Annotated in this window: 20 protein-coding genes; 8 read left to right on the top strand and 12 right to left on the bottom strand. The window is 71.4% G+C overall.

Annotated features, from left to right (window positions below):
- The first annotated feature begins 5 nt into the window (after nucleotides 1-5).
- Complete coding sequence (locus WBK50_RS07675) at nucleotides 6-599, top strand: type IV toxin-antitoxin system AbiEi family antitoxin domain-containing protein (RefSeq protein WP_341334922.1); 594 nt, start codon at nucleotides 6-8, stop codon at nucleotides 597-599.
- A complete protein-coding gene (locus WBK50_RS07670; protein ID WP_341334921.1) occupies nucleotides 539-877 on the top strand; it encodes an endonuclease domain-containing protein in 339 nt (112 codons plus the stop codon). Before WBK50_RS07675 ends, WBK50_RS07670 begins: the two co-directional genes overlap by 61 nt.
- Nucleotides 878-944: 67 nt before the next feature.
- On the opposite strand, the gene WBK50_RS07665 is transcribed toward WBK50_RS07670, so the two are convergent.
- Nucleotides 945-1,439 (bottom strand): Rv2732c family membrane protein, encoded by a 495-nt coding sequence (locus WBK50_RS07665; protein ID WP_341334920.1) that lies wholly within the window; start codon nucleotides 1,437-1,439, stop codon nucleotides 945-947.
- Nucleotides 1,436-2,926 carry a tRNA (N6-isopentenyl adenosine(37)-C2)-methylthiotransferase MiaB gene (miaB, locus tag WBK50_RS07660; RefSeq protein WP_341334919.1) on the bottom strand — a complete coding sequence of 497 codons (1,491 nt, stop codon included), beginning with the start codon at nucleotides 2,924-2,926 and terminating at the stop codon, nucleotides 1,436-1,438. The genes WBK50_RS07665 and miaB overlap by 4 nt, the downstream gene beginning before the upstream one ends.
- 66 nt (nucleotides 2,927-2,992) lie before the next feature.
- Here miaB and WBK50_RS07655 point away from each other — a divergent pair, with 66 nt between their 5' ends.
- Nucleotides 2,993-3,967, top strand: a complete 975-nt coding sequence (locus WBK50_RS07655) for a TAXI family TRAP transporter solute-binding subunit (protein ID WP_341334918.1) — start codon at nucleotides 2,993-2,995, stop codon at nucleotides 3,965-3,967.
- On the opposite strand, the gene WBK50_RS07650 is transcribed toward WBK50_RS07655, so the two are convergent.
- The gene (locus tag WBK50_RS07650) at nucleotides 3,943-5,391 is read right to left on the bottom strand and encodes a sensor histidine kinase (RefSeq protein WP_341334917.1); all 1,449 of its coding nucleotides are present in this window, start codon (nucleotides 5,389-5,391) and stop codon (nucleotides 3,943-3,945) included. The two genes, WBK50_RS07655 and WBK50_RS07650, sit on opposite strands and share 25 nt — an antisense overlap.
- A 4-nt stretch (nucleotides 5,392-5,395) precedes the next feature.
- Nucleotides 5,396-6,088: a response regulator transcription factor gene (locus tag WBK50_RS07645; RefSeq protein WP_341334916.1), complete on the bottom strand. Its 693-nt coding sequence runs from the start codon at nucleotides 6,086-6,088 to the stop codon at nucleotides 5,396-5,398.
- A gap of 152 nt (nucleotides 6,089-6,240) precedes the next feature.
- Here WBK50_RS07645 and WBK50_RS07640 point away from each other — a divergent pair, with 152 nt between their 5' ends.
- From WBK50_RS07640 to WBK50_RS07625, 4 genes are all read left to right on the top strand, one after another.
- Complete coding sequence (locus WBK50_RS07640; protein WP_341334915.1) at nucleotides 6,241-6,969, top strand: amino acid ABC transporter ATP-binding protein; 729 nt, start codon at nucleotides 6,241-6,243, stop codon at nucleotides 6,967-6,969.
- A 40-nt stretch (nucleotides 6,970-7,009) separates the two neighbouring features.
- Nucleotides 7,010-7,894, top strand: coding sequence for a glutamate ABC transporter substrate-binding protein (locus tag WBK50_RS07635; RefSeq protein ID WP_341334914.1), 885 nt, complete (start codon nucleotides 7,010-7,012; stop codon nucleotides 7,892-7,894).
- A gap of 81 nt (nucleotides 7,895-7,975) precedes the next feature.
- Nucleotides 7,976-8,623, top strand: coding sequence for an amino acid ABC transporter permease (locus WBK50_RS07630; protein ID WP_341334913.1), 648 nt, complete (start codon nucleotides 7,976-7,978; stop codon nucleotides 8,621-8,623).
- A gap of 28 nt (nucleotides 8,624-8,651) precedes the next feature.
- Nucleotides 8,652-9,551 (top strand): amino acid ABC transporter permease, encoded by a 900-nt coding sequence (locus tag WBK50_RS07625; RefSeq protein ID WP_341334912.1) that lies wholly within the window; start codon nucleotides 8,652-8,654, stop codon nucleotides 9,549-9,551.
- A 7-nt stretch (nucleotides 9,552-9,558) separates the two neighbouring features.
- On the opposite strand, the gene WBK50_RS07620 is transcribed toward WBK50_RS07625, so the two are convergent.
- The 3 genes from WBK50_RS07620 to WBK50_RS07610 form a co-directional block, all read right to left on the bottom strand.
- On the bottom strand, nucleotides 9,559-10,278 hold the full coding sequence (locus WBK50_RS07620; protein ID WP_341334911.1) for a S9 family peptidase: 720 nt from the start codon (nucleotides 10,276-10,278) through the stop codon (nucleotides 9,559-9,561).
- Nucleotides 10,272-11,513 (bottom strand): TolB family protein, encoded by a 1,242-nt coding sequence (locus WBK50_RS07615; RefSeq protein WP_341334910.1) that lies wholly within the window; start codon nucleotides 11,511-11,513, stop codon nucleotides 10,272-10,274. Before WBK50_RS07615 ends, WBK50_RS07620 begins: the two co-directional genes overlap by 7 nt.
- Nucleotides 11,514-11,634: 121 nt before the next feature.
- Complete coding sequence (locus WBK50_RS07610) at nucleotides 11,635-11,961, bottom strand: hypothetical protein (RefSeq protein WP_341334909.1); 327 nt, start codon at nucleotides 11,959-11,961, stop codon at nucleotides 11,635-11,637.
- A gap of 124 nt (nucleotides 11,962-12,085) precedes the next feature.
- Between WBK50_RS07610 and WBK50_RS07605 the strand changes: the two genes are divergently transcribed.
- Nucleotides 12,086-12,400 carry a hypothetical protein gene (locus WBK50_RS07605; protein ID WP_341334908.1) on the top strand — a complete coding sequence of 105 codons (315 nt, stop codon included), beginning with the start codon at nucleotides 12,086-12,088 and terminating at the stop codon, nucleotides 12,398-12,400.
- Nucleotides 12,401-12,606: 206 nt separating this feature from the next.
- Here the strand turns inward: WBK50_RS07605 and WBK50_RS07600 are convergent, their stop codons facing one another.
- The 5 genes from WBK50_RS07600 to WBK50_RS07580 form a co-directional block, all read right to left on the bottom strand.
- Nucleotides 12,607-13,356: a succinate dehydrogenase/fumarate reductase iron-sulfur subunit gene (locus WBK50_RS07600; RefSeq protein ID WP_341334907.1), complete on the bottom strand. Its 750-nt coding sequence runs from the start codon at nucleotides 13,354-13,356 to the stop codon at nucleotides 12,607-12,609.
- Nucleotides 13,353-15,281 carry a fumarate reductase/succinate dehydrogenase flavoprotein subunit gene (locus WBK50_RS07595; protein ID WP_341334906.1) on the bottom strand — a complete coding sequence of 643 codons (1,929 nt, stop codon included), beginning with the start codon at nucleotides 15,279-15,281 and terminating at the stop codon, nucleotides 13,353-13,355. Before WBK50_RS07595 ends, WBK50_RS07600 begins: the two co-directional genes overlap by 4 nt.
- 5 nt (nucleotides 15,282-15,286) lie before the next feature.
- Nucleotides 15,287-16,102 carry a hypothetical protein gene (locus WBK50_RS07590; RefSeq protein ID WP_341334905.1) on the bottom strand — a complete coding sequence of 272 codons (816 nt, stop codon included), beginning with the start codon at nucleotides 16,100-16,102 and terminating at the stop codon, nucleotides 15,287-15,289.
- A 230-nt stretch (nucleotides 16,103-16,332) separates the two neighbouring features.
- Nucleotides 16,333-17,091 carry a succinate dehydrogenase/fumarate reductase iron-sulfur subunit gene (locus tag WBK50_RS07585; RefSeq protein WP_341334904.1) on the bottom strand — a complete coding sequence of 253 codons (759 nt, stop codon included), beginning with the start codon at nucleotides 17,089-17,091 and terminating at the stop codon, nucleotides 16,333-16,335.
- Nucleotides 17,088-19,031, bottom strand: coding sequence for a fumarate reductase/succinate dehydrogenase flavoprotein subunit (locus WBK50_RS07580; RefSeq protein WP_341334903.1), 1,944 nt, complete (start codon nucleotides 19,029-19,031; stop codon nucleotides 17,088-17,090). Before WBK50_RS07580 ends, WBK50_RS07585 begins: the two co-directional genes overlap by 4 nt.
- Nucleotide 19,032: the final 1 nt, after the last annotated feature.

Genomic DNA, 19,032 nt, shown 5'->3' with positions numbered 1-19,032 from the left:
CGCGGATGTCCGCGCAGCTCCGCCGCCTGCTCGCCCGCCAGGAGGGCCTGATCACCCTGGAGCAGGCGGCCTCCGCCGGGCTCTCCGCACGCGCCGTCCAGCACCGGGTGCGCAGCGGCGCCTGGATGCGGATCCGTCCCCGGCTCTACCTCGTCGGCGGGCATCCCCTCACGGACGGCACGGCGGTGCGGGCGGCCGGGATGTGGATCGGCGATGCCGGAGCGGTGTCGGGCGTCGCCGCGGCCTGGTGGCACGGACTCCTTCCCGGTCCCCCTCCGCTGATCGAGGTGACCGTTCCTCACGGCACGCGTCGCCGGCCGCCTGACGGTATCCGGATCCGACGGCGTGATCTCGACGTCCGGGACCTCGTCGGCATTCGCGGGATCTGGGTGACGGCCATGCCGCTCACCGTTCTCGAGACCGCCGTGCGCCTCGACGACGGCGCCGCGTTCCTGGACCGTGCCCTGCAACGGCAGGTGTCGTTCGAGCAGCTGCACGCCGCGTTCTGCCGGACGGTGAACGCGAAGGGAGCTCCGCCGTGCGACGGCTGCTGGTCGCGGCCGCCGATCGCGCGGACTCGCCGGCGGAGCGGGCACTGATCGGGCTGCTGCGCGCCGAGGGTCTCACGGGGTGGGCCCGGGCGATCTCCTTCGGCCCCTACGAGATCGACGTCGGATTCCCTGACGTGAAGGTGGCGATCGAGGTCGACGGGTGGGCGTGGCACGTGGACGTGGACCGATTCCGCACGGACCGGAGGAAGCAGAACGCGCTCGTCGCCGCCGGCTGGACAGTGCTGCGCTTCACCTGGCAGGACCTGCAGAAGCGGCCGACCGCGGTCGTAGCGGAGATCAAGTCCGCCCTCGCCCGAGCCGCCTGATCACGATTCTGGGAGCAGGAACGACCTGAGATGTCGCTGCTGCTCCCCGGATCGCGATCATGAGACCTCAGCGGCGCAAAGCGATCCTCGCCCACGTCACGGCCAGCACCAGCACCACCACGACCGCCAGCAGTAGGCCCGGCCCCGGGCCGTCGAGACCCTGGGGGATGCCGATCTGGCGGGACCAGATCGCCCACAGGCCGTTGATGAAGGAGATGCCGCAGCCCATCGCGGAGAGCCAGGCGATCGCCCAGAACCGCGTGGTCAGGGCGAGGGCGGAGGCGATGACCCCGAAGGCGAGCGCGGTGACCGTGAACATCCGGGGCAGCACCCCGAACCACTCCGCGCCGACGAGGATCTGCCAGCCCGCCGCCGGCCCGACCCACGGCAGCAGCAGCGCGCCGATCAGCGCGACGACGCCGACCGCCACGACCATGGCGGTGGCACCGGGGTCGAACCGCCGCTCCACCCGCTTCGCGACGCCGGCGAGCTCGCTCTCCAGGGAGGACAGTTCCTCGGGGAAGGGGCGGTCGGAGCGCTTGCCGTTCTGCGACGAGGTCATCGGTGGGCCCCTTCCGGGACGAGAGCGCCACAGCCGGGCGCGGGATCGGGCGAGGCGACGGGCGCCCCGAACGACGGTAGGCCGAGCCCGGTCGGGGCGCCACCAGGCCGCTGCCCTGTTTCGTGCGCATCGCCCGCGCGGGTGCGGCGGTGGGCGAGCACGCCACCGTCGGAGACGAGATGGTGCGGCGCGCCGTAGTCGACCCGCACGGTGACGAGGTCGCCGGGGCGCGGGGAGGCCGGGCCCGGCGCGAAGTGGACCAGCCGGCCGTCGCGGGCACGGCCGCTCATCCGGTGGGTGGCGCCGTCCTTGCGGCCCTCCCCCGTGGCGACGAGCACCTCGACCTCGCGCCCCTCGACCGCCCGGTTCTCCTCCCAGGAGATCTGTTCCTGCAGCTCGACGAGCCGCATGTACCGCTCCTGGACGACGGCCTTGGGCAGCTGGTCCGGCAGGTCCGCGGCCGGGGTGCCGGGGCGCTTGGAGTACTGGAACGTGAAGGCCTGCGCGAAGCGGGCGCGGCGCACGACCTCGAGGGTGCCCTCGAAGTCCTCCTCGGTCTCGCCCGGGAAGCCGACGATGATGTCCGTCGAGATCGCGGCGTGCGGGATGGACTCGCGCACCTCGTCCAGGATCGCGAGGAACCGCGCGGAGCGGTACGAGCGGCGCATGGCCTTCAGGACCCGGTCCGAACCGGACTGCAGCGGCATGTGCAGCTGCGGGCAGACGTTCGGCGTCTCGGCCATGGCGGCGATGACGTCGGAGGTGAAGTCCCGGGGGTGCGGCGAGGTGAAGCGGACCCGCTCGAGCCCGTCGACGGTCCCGCAGGCCCGCAGCAGCGAGGCGAACGCGCCCCGGTCCCCGAACTCGGAGCCGTAGGCGTTCACGTTCTGCCCGAGCAGCGTCACCTCCAGCACGCCGTCCGCGGCGAGGGCCTCGACCTCGGCCAGGACGTCCCCCGGCCGCCGGTCCCGCTCCTTGCCGCGCAGCGCCGGGACGATGCAGAACGTGCAGGTGTTGTTGCAGCCCACGGAGATCGAGACCCAGCCGGCGTAGGCGGACTCGCGGCGGGCGGGCAGTGTGGAGGGGAAGACCTCCAGCGACTCCAGGATCTCGACCTCGGCGGCGGCGTTGTGCCGCGCGCGCTCCAGCAGCGTCGGCAGCGACCCCACGTTGTGCGTGCCGAACACCACGTCGACCCAGGGGGCCCTGCGCGTGATCGTCTCGCGGTCCTTCTGCGCCAGACACCCGCCGACGGCGATCTGCATGTCCGGGTTGGCGACCTTCGCGGGCCGCAGGTGGCCGAGGTTGCCGTAGAGCTTGTTGTCCGCGTTCTCCCGGACCGCGCAGGTGTTGAACACGACGACGTCCGCGACGTCCGGGTCCTGCGCCCGCGTGTACCCCGCCGACTCGAGCAGTCCGGCCATGCGCTCGGAGTCGTGCACGTTCATCTGGCACCCGTAGGTGCGGATGGTGTAGCTGCGGGTCACGCCCCCGAGGGTAGGCCCCGGGACGGCAGGGACGACAAGCGAGCCCCGGAGCGGGAGGATGATCGCGTGCCGCCGCCCCGCGCCCTCCCCCGCCGGACGGTGCTGCGTGCCGCGGGTGGGCTCGGGCTGCTGGCCGGCCTCGGCGTCGCCGGGTGCGGGGCGCCGTTCGCGGACCGCCGGCTGCCCATCGCCGCCGGGGTCGCCCAGGGCGTCTACTCCCGGCTCGGGACGACGCTGTCCGAGATCTGGCGCGAGGACCTGCACCTGTCCACCGCGCCCGAGGTGCTCGCGACGTTCGGCTCGCCGGACAACCTCGCCCGGCTGACGGCCGGCACGGCGGAGGTCGCGTTCAGCCAGGTCGACACGGCCGCGGAGCTGATCGGGACCGTCCCCGCCGACGGGCCGCGGGCCCTGCGCGGCCTGGCCCGGATCTACGACGACGCGCTGCACGTCGTGATCCGCCGGGACGCGCCCTACCTGCGGCTCGCGGACCTGCGCGGCGCCCGGGTCTCCATCGGCCCGCAGACCTCGGGCTACCGGGTCATCGCCCAGCGCGTGCTCGCGGCCGCGGGCCTGGACGCCGCCCGGGACCTCACGCCGTCCGAGCTCGGGCTCCAGGACGCCTGCGACGCCCTGCGCGCGGGCACGATCGACGCGTTCTTCTGGTCCGGCGGCCTGCCGACGACCGGGATCGCGACCCTGGCCCAGGAGCTGCCGGTCCGGTTGCTGGACCTCGGCGACGACCTGCCGGCCGTCCGCGAGCGGCACCCCGTCTACTCCTCCGGCACCGTCCCGGCCTCGACGTACGGGATCGGCGAGGCGGTCAGCACGCTACTCACGCGCAACATCCTGCTGGTCCCGGCCTCGATGGAGGACGACCTGGCGGAGGCCCTGGTGCACTCCCTGTTCAACGAGCAGCAGCGGCTCTCCGAGGCGGGCCCCGCGGCCGTCACCATCGACGCACGGACGGCGATCGGCACCCAGCCCGTTCCCCTGCACCCGGGGGCCGAACGCTTCTACCGGGAGTCCAAGGACGCCTGAGCCGGGGCCGCGGCGTGCGGGGCCCGGGGCAGCCGCGCGGTGACCCGCAGACCCCCTCCGCGCGGCAGCTCGAGGCGCAGCGCACCCCCGGACAGTTCCGCGGTGCGCGCCGCGATCGCCAGCCCCAGCCCGGTGCCCTCGACGTTGCTCTGGCCCGGGCCGCGCCAGAACCGGTCCGTCGCCCGCTCCAGCTCGTCCGGGTCCATCCCGGGCCCGGAGTCCAGCACGGCGATGTCGACCGTGGGGTCGGCCTCGGTGTCCTCGGTCCGCACCGGGCGCACCGACACGGTGATCGAGCCGCCGGCCGGCGTGAACTTGATCGCGTTGTCCAGCAGCGCGTCCAGCAGCGTCTCGATGCCGCCGGGCGCCATCCGCACCCACAGCCCGCGGGCGCCGCCCCGGAGCAGCCGCAGCCCGGTGTGCTCGGCGAGCGGGCGCCAGGCGTCGAGCCGGTCGTCGACGGCGCGGTCGATCTCGGTGACGGCGCCGGAGTCCCCGCTCGAGTCCCGTTCCGCGCGGGCCAGGGCCAGCAGCCCGTCGAGGACGCCGGAGAGCCGCTCCGCCTCCTCCAGCGCCGCGAAATGCTCCTCCGCGGCCTCCGGCGGCACCCGGCCCTCGAGGTTGGACAGCCGCAGGCGCAACGCGGTCAGCGGGTTGCGGAGCTGGTGGCTCGCGTCCGCGACGAACGCGCGCTGGGCGGCGAGCGCCTGGGTCACCGTCTCGGCCATCCGGTCGAACGACGCGGTGAGCCGGCGCAGCTCGGGCGGGCCGGTGCCGTCCGAGACCGGTTCGGCGGGCCGCCCGGCCAGCACGGAGCGGGCGACCCGGCCGGTGCCCTCGTCGAGCCGGCGGACCGGGCGCAGGATCCAGCGGGTCAGCGGGACGGCGACGAGCACACCCAGGCACAGCGCCACCAGCACGGCCGCCGCCACCAGCGACCAGACCCTCAGCTCGCGCTCCCGCAGCGGCCCGGTCGGCGAGACGGTGACGGCGGCGCCGCGCACCTCGCCGTCGACGAGCACGGGTTCGGCCAGCACGATCGGCCGGGTGTCCCACGGCAGGAGCAGCGGGTAGGACGCGGAGCGGCGGCTGGCCAGCGCCACCTGCAACCGGGTCCGCCCCTCCGCGTCCAGCACCGGCGGGTCGGACCGGGAGGCGGCGACGACCCGTTCGCTGCGGTCCACGATCGTCACCGCGACGCCGTAGACCTCGTCGTAGCGCGCCAGCTCCTCGGCCAGCCCGACCGCGCTGTCCTCGGTGATCGGCCGCTGGGCGCGCGAGGCGAAGAAGATCGTGTCCGTCAGCCGGTCCGTGAACAGGGTCTGCTGCTCGGCGCGCGCGTCGGCGATCGCGAGCGGCACCCCGAGCCCGACGGCGAGCAGCCCGACGAGCACGCACACGATCACCAGCAGCCGGGCCCGCACGGGGTCAGCCCACGTCCCGGCCCGCGCCGCCGGTCCGTCCCGGGCCCAGCCGGTACCCGACGCCGCGCACGGTCTGGACCAGCTCCGGGCGGCCGAGCTTCGTGCGCAGGGTCGCGACGTGCACGTCGAGGGTCCGGTTGGCGCCCGGCCAGCTGCGCCCCCACACCTCGGCGACGATCCGGTTGCGCGTGCAGACCGCCCCCTTCGCCCCGGCCAGCAGGGCCAGGACCTGGAACTCCTTGCGGGTCAGCGCGACGTCGCGGCCGTCGACCGAGACCGCGTGGCGGCCGAGGTCGATCCGCACCCCGTCGATCGCGACGACGTCCGGGGCCGGCCCCGCGGCGGTGCCCCGGCGGCGCTGCACGGCGTGCATCCGGGCCACCAGCTCGCCGACGTCGTAGGGCTTGACCACGTAGTCGTCCGCGCCGGAGTGCAGGCCGAGGATCCGGTCGTCGACCTCGCCGCGGGCGGACACCACGATCACCGGGACCTCGCTGACGTCGCGGATCGCCCGGCACACGTCGACGCCGTCGACGTCCGGCAGGCCGAGGTCCAGCAACACGACGTCGACGCCGCCGAGGTGGTCGACGACGCCGCGGCCGCGGTCCAGCCGGGTCGTCGTCATCCCGTGCCGGTGCAGGGCCGGCCGCAGGGCCGCCGCGATGCGGTCGTCGTCCTCCACGAGCAGGATGTGCACCTGTCCACCCTCCCCCGCCTGATCGACGATCGACGGGTCGTTATCAGAGCGAAACCCTAAAGGTTCACCAAAGTGGTGGACTCCGCTGTCCGATTCGCCCAGGCTCGCGCCATGCTCGGAGGACCCAGATGACATCACCGACCGGTACTCCCATGATCTCGATGTCGGGTGTGGACAAGCACTTCGGCGACCTGCACGTGCTCCGCGACATCAACCTCGAGGTCGACGCGGGGCAGGTCGTGGTGGTGCTCGGGCCCTCGGGATCGGGCAAGTCCACCCTCTGCCGTGCCATCAACCGGCTCGAACCGATCGACAACGGCACGATCGCGATCGACGGCGAGGAGCTCCCGGCCGAGGGCAGGGCGCTCGCGGCGCTCCGGGCGGACGTCGGCATGGTGTTCCAGAGCTTCAACCTCTTCGCCCACAAGACGATCCTCGAGAACGTCATGCTGGCCCCGCTCAAGGTCCGCAAGGCGAGCAAGGCCGACGCCGAGAAGAAGGCGCTCGCGCTGCTCGAGCGGGTCGGGATCGCGAACCAGAAGGACAAGTACCCGGCGCAGCTCTCCGGCGGCCAGCAGCAGCGCGTGGCGATCGCCCGCGCGCTGGCCATGGACCCGAAGGTGATGCTCTTCGACGAGCCCACCTCGGCGCTGGACCCCGAGATGGTCAACGAGGTCCTCGAGGTCATGACGGGTCTGGCCGCGGACGGCATGACCATGGTCGTGGTCACCCACGAGATGGGCTTCGCCCGCCGCGCCGCGAACCGGGTGCTCTTCATGGCGGACGGCGAGATCGTCGAGGACGCCACGCCCGACGCCTTCTTCACCAACCCCACGAGCGACCGCGCCAAGGACTTCCTCGGCAAGATCCTCACGCATTGAGAGCCTCCCCACCCTCCCGACCGAGAAAAGCGGAGAACCCATGAAGAAGTTGCGCATCCTGGCGGCCGGCGTCCTCGCCGGCTGTCTGGCCCTCACCGCCTGCGGGCAGTCCGGCAGCCCGGGCGCCTCCGCGCCCGTGGTCTCCGAGACGGCCGAGGCCAACGTCACGGTCGCCGGCTCCCCCACCTTCGACGCGATGAAGGCGCGCGACGGGGTCGTCATCGGGGTCAAGGACGACCAGCCCGGCCTGGGCTTCAAGGACGCCACGACCGGCCAGTACTCGGGCTTCGACATCGAGATCGCGCGCCTCGTCGCCGCGAAGCTCGGCTTCGGCGCGGACAAGATCACTTACAAGACGGTCCCCTCCGCCGCCCGCGAGGACACCATCGCCCGCGGTGAGGTCGACTACTACGTCGGCACCTACACCATCAACGACAACCGCAAGAAGCTCGTGTCGTTCGCCGGCCCGTACTTCGTGGCGGGGCAGAGCCTGCTCGTCCGCGCGGACGACACCACGATCACCGGCAAGGACACCCTGAAGGGCAAGAAGGTCTGCTCCGTCACCGGCTCCACCCCGATCCAGCGGGTGCGCGAGCAGGGCCTGACCGACCAGATCGTCGAGTTCCAGACCTACACCCAGTGCGTGGACCAGCTGCTGTCGAACCAGGTCGACGCGGTCACCACGGACGACGCGATCCTCAAGGGCTACGCCGCGCAGCAGCCGGACAAGCTCAAGGTCGTCGGTGAGACGTTCTCGCAGGAGCCCTACGGCATCGGTCTGAACAAGGACGACGCCGCCCTCCGGAACAAGATCAACGACATCCTGCAGGCCTCGTACGACGACGGCACCTGGCAGAAGATCTACGACGAGACGCTCGGCAAGTCCGGCTCCCCGGCCTCGCCGCCCGCGCTCCAGCGGTACTGACGCACCCTCCCGGGGCGGGCCGGTCTCCGGCCCGCCCCGGGATCCGTCCGCGGCACGACACCGGCGAAGGAGCGACCCGCGGTGAACGTCCTGTTCGACAACCTGAGCCTCTACGGGAGCGGGTTCCTCGGCACGATCGAGCTCTTCCTCGTCTCGGCCGTCGGCTCCCTGATCCTCGGGACGATCCTGGCCGGCGCCCGGGTGAGTCCCGTTCCGGTCCTGCGCTCCTTCGGCACCCTGTACGTCAACACGATCCGGAACACGCCGCTCACGCTGGTGCTGTTCTTCTTCGCGTTCGCCTACCCCCGGCTCGAGATCGCCGACATCTCGTTCTTCTGGCGCGCCTGCATCGGGTTGACCCTCTACACGTCGGCGTTCGTGTGCGAGGTCGTCCGCTCGGGCATCAACACCGTGCCGGTCGGGCAGGCGGAGGCCTCGCGCGCGCTCGGCTTCACCTTCGGCCAGACGATGACCGAGGTCGTCATGCCGCAGGCCATCCGCTCGGTCGTCCCGCCGCTGACCAACGTCCAGATCGCGCTGCTCAAGAACACCACGATCGCCGCCGGCTTCTCGGTGCTCGAGGCGGGAGGCATCTACGCCAACCTCTCCGAACGCGGCTACAACGTGTTCGTCGGCCTGCTCTGGGTGGCGCTCGGCTTCCTCGTCCTGGTCCTGCCGCTGACGCTGCTGCAGCGCAACCTGGACCGGCGCTGGAGCACGGCCCGATGACCCCTCGAAACCCCGCGGAGGTGACGTCGTGACCGCCGTCCTCTATGACATCCCGGGCCCGAAGGCCCGGGCCCGCAACACGATCCTCGGCGTCGTCGGCACCGCTGTCGTCCTCGCGATCGTCGGGTTCGTGATCTACCGCTTCATCGCGACCGGCCAGTTCGAGGGCCGGCTGTGGAGCTGGATCACCTACGTCAACATCCAGTACCTCCTGCTCGAGGCGCTCTGGAACACGGTCTCGGCCTTCGCGGTGGCGGCCGTCCTGTCGCTCGTGTTCGGCGCGGTGTTCGCCGCCGGCCGGCTCTCCGAGCACGCATGGCTCAGCCGGCCGTCGGTCGCGATCATCGAGCTGTTCCGGGCCGTGCCGCTGCTGGTGCTGATCTTCATCCTGTTCTTCGGTGTGTCCCGCGGACTCGGCATCGACATCCCGGCCTACTGGGCCGTCGTGCTGGGCCTGATGCTCTACAACGGCTCGGTGCTCGCCGAGGTGTTCCGCGCGGGCATCCGCGCGCTGCCGAAGGGGCAGAGCGAGGCGGCGTACGCGCTGGGTATGCGCAAGACGCAGGTGATGACGAACGTCCTGCTCCCGCAGTCCCTGCGCGCGATGCTGCCGACGATCCTCAGCCAGCTGGTCGTCGTTCTGAAGGACACCGCGCTCGGGTACATCATCCTGTACCCCGAGCTGCTCTACCAGGCGCGCTTCCTCGGCAGCCAGGGTCAGCTCGGGGCACCGATCCTGCAGGTCGCGCTGGTGGTCGCGGTCATCTACATCGCGATGTGCCTGATCCTCTCCGGGCTGTCGAAGCTGCTGGAGAGGCGCCTGCGGAAGAGCCCGAAGGCGTCGGCCACCGACCCGAAGGCGATGGCCGACGGGAAGAACGAGGTCAACGCCGCCCAGGCGCAAGCCGGCGGGGGCACAGCTTTCTGAGAGCCGCTCAGAGGTTCTCCACCACCACCGGCTCGATCCCCTCGGCCTCCGGCAGCCCGAAGCCGAAGACCTGGGCGTAGAAGGACAGCTCGGCCTCCAGCGCGCGGCGGATGTTCTCGGCGCGCCGGAAGCCGTGCTGCTCCCCCTCGAACACCAGGTACGCGACGGGCACCTTGCGGGCCCGCAGGGCGCCGACGATCGCCTCGGACTGGTTCGGCGGGACGACCGCGTCCTCGGAGCCCTGCAGCACGATCAGCGGCCGGGTGAGGAGCTCGACATGGTGAATCGGCGAGCGCTCCACGTAGACGTCGCGGGCCTCGGGGTACGGGCCGAGCAGGCCGTCGAGGTAGCGGCTCTCGAACTTGTGCGTGTCCGCGGCCAGCGCCTCCAGGTCCGCGACGCCGTAGTGGTCCGCCCCCGCCGCGAAGGGCGTGTCCTTGCGGGCCAGGGCGGCCAGGGTCGTGTAGCCGCCGGCCGAGCCGCCGCGGATAGCGAGCCGGGTGCCGTCGACCCGGCCCTGCTCGGCGAGCCAGCGCGCGGCGGCCAGGCAGTCGGCGACGTCGACGACGCCCCAGGCTCCCTTCAGCAGGTCCCGGTAGGCGCGGCCGAAGCCCGTCGAACCCCCGTAGTTGACGTCGACGACGCCGAACCCGCGGCTCGTCCAGTACTGCACGTTCACCGACAGCACCGGCACCGCGGACGACGTCGGGCCGCCGTGGATCACCACGAGCAGCGGCGAGAGCTCCCCTGCGGCCCCTCGTGCTCCGGGTTCGCGGGCGGGTAGAACAGCGCGTGCGCGGTCCGGGGCGCGCCCTCGCCGTCCACCGACGGGAACGAGATCGCCTCGGGGACGGACAGGTACCCGCTGTCCAGGCCGAGGTCGCGCGGCGGCCGCAGGGTCTCGGTGCGGCCGTCCGCCACGCTGACGCGGTGCACGCCCGGCTCCTCCGTCGGCGTCCCCGCGACGAGCACGACCTCCCCGGGCCCGCTCGCCCGCACCATCGCGATCGCGGAGAACGGCACGTCGACGTCGGCCAGGGTGCCGTCCGGCCGGTGCACGGCCAGGCCGTCGTAGCCGACGTGCCAGCGGGCGAAGACGATCTCCCCGCCGTCGAGCACCACGTACCGCGAGCCGCCGAGCGCCCAGCCGGGCTCGCCGATCTCGGCGTTGATCCGCACCTCCGGCACGATGTCCGTGCCCGGCAGCCAGCGGTAGACGTTCCACCAGCCGGTGCGGTCCGAGAGGAAGTGGAGCGCGCCGTCGGCGCTCCAGCGAGGTTCGGACACGGACTCCCCCGGGCCGCCCGCGACGATCGCCTCGTCCCCGGTGACGAGGTTCCGCCCGCTGAGGACGGTGTCGTCCCAGGGCATCGACGGGTGATCCCAGGACACCCAGACCAGCCTGTGGCCGTCGGGGGACAGCCGCGGGCTCGCCACGAAGTCCGGGCCGCTGACCAGCACCTCGGGCTCCGACGGCCGGTCCGCGGAGAGCCGGACGATCTCGTTGCGGACGTCGGCCGCACCCTGCCCGTGCACGGGATGGTGCTCCCGGACCGCGACGAGCACGGAGCCGTCCGGCGACACGTCGACGTCCGCGTAGCGGTCCCCGCGGCTCAGCACGGGCTCCGGCGTCAGGGGCTCGGGCTCACCGCCCGGCGCGAGCCGGTAGAGCCGCTGGTCCGCCCAGTTGCTGAACCAGACGACGCCGTCGCGGACCTTCCACGCGCCGCCTCCGTACTCGTGGACGCCGGTACGGGCGTCGAAGCCGTCGGGGAGGAGGTCGGTGGTGGTGCCGTCGGCCTCCCGGCGGACGAGCTGGGTGCGGCCTCCCTCGCCCGGCCGGCCCTCCGCCCACACGACCGCGTCCCCGTCGACCTGCACCCCGGCCAGCCGCACCGCCGCGGACAGGACCAGCTCGGACGTGATCGGGGTGGGCCACGCGCCGTACGGGGTGATCGTCACGCCGCCAACGCTAGTACCCGCGCCGCGCGTCCGGCGGGCCACTCGTGGCGTTTTCACGTCGCGCCTCGACACGGACGCGGCACGAGCCACCCGATGGCCGCCGCAGCACCGGCCACCGCGCTCAGCGGACCCGGGCGGCGTCGCGGAGGAGCGCAGCCGCCCGCAGGAGGGCGCCCGGGCGCAGCACCGGGAGCAGCCCGACGGCGCCACTGAGGCCCGTCCACCAGCGCACCCGCCCGTCCTTGCGGAGCACGCCGACCGCCGGGGTCCCGCAGCCGGCCACCGCACGCGGCAGGTTCGGGTAGATCTCCGCGAGGCGCGGTTCCGAGCACGAGCGCACCCGGACCTTCACCGTGACGCACCCGGGCAGCTCCCGGGCGATCCGCGAGCAGCGCGGGCAGCCGGTGTCGTGGACGACGACCACCTCCCGCACGCCCGCTCTCGTCACGCGCTCATCGTGGCACCCACGTGCCGGGCGAGGTGCTCCCCGGTGTGCGTCCCGGCGCTGAGCAGCTCGGCCCGACCGTCGAGTTCCGTTACCGTGGGTGGCTCCGACGCGAGGCGGGAGCACGATGAGCGAGCCGACCAGCACCCCACCGACGCCCGAGGAGCCCACGGCGTCCGCGGCGCCTGTCCCGACGCCGGTGCCCGTCCCGATCGAGGACGCGCCGCTGCCCGAGGGCCCGGCACCGGACTACGACGAGCACGGCACCCCGAGCCTGGACCACGTCCGGGACAAGATCGAGGGCCGGCACGCGACCGCCCTGGGCTGGCAGGAGCTCGCGGGGGACACCGAGGCCGCCCGCACCGCGGACGAGAAGTTCGAGGAGCGGGAGCAGAAGGGCAAGGACAAGCTCGCGGAGATCCGCAAGTCCCTCGGCCTCTAGCGCCTCGGCGCCGGCGCGCCTGCGGGACCTGTGCGCGGGCAGCCCGCACGTCCGTCGCCCTGTGCGTGCGCAGCCTCGCGAGAACGAGGCTGCGCACGCACGACCCCGACCGAGCAGCACAGACATCCTGCGGCGAGCCGTTTTCGCAGGTCACCGGGGGTTGTGCGCGTGGAACCTCGTTCCAGCGAGGTTCCACGCGCACAGGGTCAGTTGCGGCGGAACAGCTTGTTGCCGAGCCAGACGACCGGGTCGTACTTCCGGTCCACCACCCGCTCCTTGAGCGGGATCAGCGCGTTGTCGGTGATCTTGATGTGCTCGGGGCAGACCTCGGTGCAGCACTTGGTGATGTTGCAGTACCCGAGGCCGTGCTCCTCCTGCGCCGCGAGCTGCCGGTCCGCCGTGTCCAGCGGGTGCATGTCCAGTTCGGCGATCCGCATCAGGTAGCGCGGGCCGGCGAAGTTCTCCTTGTTCTCCTCGTGGTCCCGCACGACGTGGCAGGTGTTCTGGCACAGGTAGCACTCGATGCACTTGCGGAACTCCTGGCTCCGCTCCACGTCGACCTGCTGCATCCGGTACTCACCGGGCGCGACCCCGGCCGGCGGTGCGAACGCCGGGACCTCCCGGGCCTTGGTGTAGTTGAACGACACGTCCGTCACGAGGTCCCGGATCACCGGGAACGTCCGCATCGGCGTGACGGTGACGACCTCGTCGTCGTCGAAGGTCGACATCCGGGTCATGCACGCCAGCCGCGGCTTGCCGTTGATCTCCACGCTGCAGGAGCCGCACTTGCCGGCCTTGCAGTTCCAGCGGACGGCGAGGTCCTGGGCCTCGGTCTGCTGGAGGCGGTGGATGATGTCCAGGACGACCTCGCCCTCGTTCACCTCCGCCGGGTAGTCGACGAGCTCGCCCTTCTCGGAGTCCCCGCGCCACACGCGGAAGTGCTGCCAGTGGCTCATGCCGTCTCCCCCGCCCCGGCCCGGTGCCCGCCGAGCTCCTCGCCGGTGTAGTACTTCTTCAGCTCGTCGAGCTCGAACAGGTCGAACAGGTCCGGCCGCATCGGGACCTGCTCCTTGCGGGTCAGCTCCACGTTGTCCTCGCCGAGCGCCGAACAGACCAGCAGGACGTGGCGCCAGTCCGAGTCCATCACCGGGAAGTCGTCCCGGGTGTGCCCGCCGCGGCTCTCCTGTCGCTCCACCGCCGCCTTCGCCACGCACAGCGAGACGAGCAGCATGTTCCGCAGGTCCAGCGCGAGGTGCCAGCCCGGGTTGAACTCCCGGTGCCCCTCCACACGGACGGTCCGGGTCCGCGTCGCGATGTCCTGGAGCTTCTTGAGCGCCATCTCCATCTCGTCTTCCTTGCGGATGATCCCGACGAGTTCGTGCATCGTCTTCTGCAGCTCCAGGTGCACGACGAACGGGTTCTCCCCGCCGTCGGTGGCACTCGAGAACGGCAGCAGGGCCCGCTCGACCGCGGCGTTCAGGTCGTCGTCCGTGACCTGTGGCCGGGTCCCCAGCGAGTCGACGTACTCCGCCGCGCTCAGCCCACACCGCCGGCCGAAGACCAGCAGGTCGGACAGCGAGTTGCCGCCGAGCCGGTTCGAGCCGTGCATGCCGCCGGAGCACTCGCCCGCGGCGAACAGGCCCGGTACCTTCGCCATCCCGGTGTCCGGCTCGACCTCGATCCCGCCCATCACGTAGTGACAGGTGGGGCCGACCTCCATCGGCTCCTTGGTGATGTCGACGTCCGCCAGCTCCTTGAACTGGTGGTACATCGACGGCAGCCGCTTGAGGATCTCCTCCGGCGTCTTGCGCGAGGCGATGTCCAGGAACACGCCGCCGTGCGGGCTCCCCCGGCCGGCCTTGACCTCCGAGTTGATCGCCCGCGCGACCTCGTCACGCGGCAGCAGCTCCGGCGGGCGGCGGTTGTTGTCCGGGTCGGTGTACCAGCGGTCGCCCTCCTCCTCGGTGGTGGCGTACTGCTCCTTGAACACGTCCGGCACGTAGTCGAACATGAACCGCTTGCCCTCGGAGTTCCGCAGCACGCCGCCGTCACCGCGGACGGACTCGGTGACGAGGATGCCCTTCACCGACGGCGGCCAGACCATGCCCGTCGGGTGGAACTGCAGGAACTCCATGTTGATCAGGGTCGCGCCGGCGCGCAGGGCCAGCGCGTGGCCGTCGCCGGTGTACTCCCAGGAGTTCGACGTGACCTGGTAGCTCTTGCCGACCCCACCCGTCGCCATCACGATCGCGGCGGTGTCGAACCGGACGAAACCGCCGGTGTTGCGGAAGTAGCCGAAGCACCCGGAGATCGCGCCGCCGGTGGTGAACAGCTCGGTGATCGTGCACTCGTGGAAGACCCGGATGTGGGACTCGTAGTCGCCGGTCTCCTTGAAGTCGTCCTGCTGCAACGAGACGATCTTCTGCTGCAGCGTGCGGATCAGCTCCAGACCGGTCCGGTCGCCGACGTGCGCGAGCCGCGGGTAGGTGTGCCCGCCGAAGTTCCGCTGGCTGATCTTGCCGTCCGGGGTGCGGTCGAACAGCGCGCCGTAGGTCTCCAGCTCCCAGACCCGGTCCGGCGCCTCCTTGGCGTGGAGCTCGGCCATCCGCCAGTTGTTGAGGAACTTCCCGCCGCGCATGGTGTCCCGGTAGTGGACCTGCCAGTTGTCGTTCGGGTTGGCGTTGCCCATCGACGCCGCGCAGCCGCCCTCGGCCATCACGGTGTGCGCCTTGCCGAACAGCGACTTCGAGATGATCGCCGTCCGCTTGCCCTGCATCCGGGCTTCGATCGCGGCCCGTAGGCCGGCGCCGCCTGCGCCGATCACGACGACGTCGTACTCGTAGGTCTCGACGTTCTCGGTGCTCATGTCGTTGTCTGGCATGCTGTTCACCCCACGATCCGCAGGTCGGAGATCCAGCCGGCCGAGACCGCCATGATGTAGGCGTCCGTGATCGCCAGGCTGGCGAGTGTGGCCCAGGCCAGCTGCATGTGCTTGCCGTTGAGCCTGGTGACCTGGGTCCAGGCCCGGTAGCGCACCGGGTGCTTCGAGAAGTGGTTCAGCCGGCCGCCGATGATGCTGCGGCAGGAGTGGCAGGACGCGGTGTACAGCCAGAGCAGCACGACGTTCGCGACCAGGATGATGTTGCCCAGGCCGAGCCCGAAGCTGCCGTCGCCCTTGATGAAGGAGTGCACCGCGTCGTAGGTGTTGACCAGCGAGATCAGCGCCGCGATGTAGAAGAAGTACCGGTGCAGGTTCTGGAAGAGCAGCGGGAAGCGGGTCTCGCCGGTGTACTTCTTGTGCGGCTCGGCCACCGCACACGCCGGCGGCGACGCCCAGAACGCCCGGTAGTAGGCCTTGCGGTAGTAGTAGCAGGTCAGCCGGAACAGCAGCAGGAACGGCAGCGAGACCGCCGCGTAGGGCAGCCACCAGACGTCGGGCAGGAAGCGGCCGAAGTGGGCCGCCTGCTCCACGCAGCCGTTCGACACGCACGGCGAGTAGAACGGCGTCAGGTAGTTGTACTCGGGGACGAAGTACCAGTTCTGCATGAACGCGCGCACCGTCGCGTAGACGACCCACGCCCCGAGCCCGATGATGTTGAGCAGCGGTGGTAACCACCACCGGTCCGTGCGGAGGGTCCGCGCCGCGATCTGAGCCCGGCCCGCGGCCGTGGCCGTGTCGGACGTCGCTGTGGTGGATGACACGTCGTTGAGTCCTCATCTGTGTCGGACACGACGGCGTACGGGACACTGCGCCGTGTCGTGCGGATCACAGGGAGAGTACGACGCAGCTCACAGGGTGGGTGCGTCAGGTCGGGAACAAATCGCGGGGACGAGACGGGAGTCACAGCACGGCCGGGCGCGCCCGCGCACGACGACGAGCCCGGCCCCTCGTGGGGGACGGGCTCGTCGTGCGAGGCCTGGTGCCGGTGCGCTCAGGCCTTGCGGCGCTTACCCCGGACCGTGGCCGCGAGGTAGTCCTTGTTCAGCTGGCTGATCACGTCGAGCGGGATCTCCTTGGGGCACGCCGTCGCGCACGCGCCCGTGTTGGTGCACCCGCCGAAGCCGGCGTCGTCGTGCGTCTCGACCATGTTGACGACGCGGTCGTAGCGCTCCGGCTGGCCCTGCGGCATCTCACCGAGGTGGGTCAGCTTGGCGCCGAGGAAGAGCGACGCCGAGCCGTTCGGGCAGGCCGCGACGCACGCGCCGCACCCGATGCAGTTCGCCGCGGCGAACGAGCGGTCCGCGGCGGCCTTCGGCACGGGAGTGGAGTGCGCCTCGGGGGCCGAGCCGGTGTTGGCCGAGATGTAGCCGCCCGCCTGGATGATCTTGTCGAACGCGTTGCGGTCGACGACCAGGTCCTTGATCACCGGGAAGGCCCCGGCGCGGAAGGGCTCGACGGTGATCGTGTCGCCGTCGCTGAACTGCCGCATGTGCAGCTGGCAGGTCGTGGTGGCCTTCTGCGGGCCGTGCGGCTGGCCGTCGATCACCATGCTGCACGCGCCGCAGATGCCCTCACGGCAGTCGTGGTCGAATGCGACCGGGTCCTCACCCTGCAGGATGAGCTTCTCGTTGAGGACGTCGATCAGCTCGAGGAACGACATGTCCTCGGAGGCGTCCTCGACGGTGTAGTCGACCATCCGACCCTTGTCGGCGAGGTCCTTCTGCCGCCAGACGCGCAGGTTGAGTCTCACTTGTAGCTCCGCTGGGTGGGGTGGACGTACTCGAAGTTCAGTTCTTCCTTGTGCAGCACCGGCGACTCGCCGCGGCCGGTGTACTCCCAGGCCGCCGCGTAGGCGAAGTTCTCGTCGTCGCGCTGCGCCTCGCCGTCCTCGGTTTGGCTCTCGCCGCGGAAGTGGCCGCCGCAGGACTCCCGGCGGTGCAGCGCATCGAGGCACATGAGCTCGCCGAGCTCCAGGAAGTCCGCCACGCGGCCGGCCTTCTCCAGGCTCTGGTTGAGCTCTGCGCCCGTGCCCGGGACCTTCACGTTGTTCCAGAACTCGCGGCGCAGCTCGGGGATGAGCTCGAGCGCCTTGCGCAGCCCCTCCTCGGTCCGCTCCATGCCGCAGTAGTCCCACATGATCTGGCCGAGCTCGCGGTGGAACGAGTCCACCGTGCGCGTGCCGTTGATCGAGAGCAGCGTGTCGATCCGCTCGTTCACCGAGTTGACGGCCTCGAGCACCTCGGGGGCGTCCGGGGCGACCTCGGGCAGCTTGTTCGACGCGAGGTAGTCCCCGATCGTCACCGGCAGCACGAAGTAGCCGTCGGACAGGCCCTGCATCAGCGCGGACGCGCCGAGGCGGTTGGCGCCGTGGTCGGAGAAGTTCGCCTCGCCGGCGACGTACATGCCGGGGATGGTGCTCTGCAGGTCGTAGTCGACCCACAGCCCACCCATCGTGTAGTGCACGGCCGGGAAGATGCGCATCGGCACCTCGTAGGGGTTCTCCCCCGTGATGCGCTCGTACATCTCGAAGAGGTTGCCGTACTTGGCCTCGACCGCCGGGCGGCCGAGACGGGCGATCGCGTCCGCGAAGTCCAGGTAGACGCCGAGGCCTGTCGGGCCGACGCCGCGCTTCTCGTCGCAGACCTCCTTGGCCGCGCGGCTCGCGATGTCACGGGGCACGAGGTTGCCGAACGACGGGTACTTCCGCTCCAGGAAGTAGTCCCGCTCGTCCTCGGGGATCTGGTTCGGGTTGCGGTCGTCGCCGAGGCGCTTGGGCACCCAGACGCGACCGTCGTTGCGCAGGGACTCCGACATCAGGGTCAGCTTCGACTGGTGGTCGCCGGAGACCGGGATGCAGGTCGGGTGGATCTGGGTGAAGCAGGGGTTCGCGAACAGGGCGCCCTTGCGGTGGGCGCGCCAGTTGGCGGTGACGTTGCAGCCCTTGGCGTTCGTCGACAGATAGAAGACGTTGCCGTAGCCACCCGTGGCCAGCACGACCGCGTCCGCGAGGTGCGTGGAGATCTCGCCGGTGACCATGTCCCGCGCGACGATGCCCCGTGCCCGGCCCTCGACCATGATCAGCTCGAGCATCTCGTGCCGCTGGTACATGTCGACCGTGCCGGCGTTGATCTGGCGCTCGAGGGCCTGGTAGGCGCCGAGCAGCAGCTGCTGGCCCGTCTGCCCGCGGGCGTAGAAGGTCCGGGAGACCTGCACCCCACCGAACGACCGGGTGTCCAGCAGGCCGCCGTACTCGCGGGCGAACGGGACGCCCTGGGCGACGCACTGGTCGATGATCTGACGGCTGATCTCGGCGAGCCGGTGGACGTTCGACTCCCGGGCGCGGAAGTCCCCGCCCTTCACGGTGTCGTAGAAGAGCCGGTAGACGCTGTCGCCGTCGTTGCGGTAGTTCTTCGCGGCGTTGATGCCACCCTGCGCGGCGATCGAGTGCGCGCGGCGCGGGCTGTCCTGGTAGCAGAACGACGAGACGTGGTAGCCGGCCTCGCCCAGGGTCGCCGCCGCCGCGCCCCCGGCCAGGCCGGTGCCGACGACGATGATCTTGACCTTGCGCTTGTTGGCCGGGTTGACCAGCTTGACGCCGAACTTCCGACGCTCCCACCGGGTCTCGATGGGTCCGTCCGGAGCGGCCTTGTCGACGACCGGTGCGCCGACGGTGTAGTCCGAGAAGCTCATA

It is taken from the genome of Pseudonocardia sp. T1-2H (assembly GCF_038039215.1).
GTDB lineage: Bacteria > Actinomycetota > Actinomycetes > Mycobacteriales > Pseudonocardiaceae > Pseudonocardia.
This window is presented reverse-complemented; position numbering and strand designations above follow the sequence as displayed.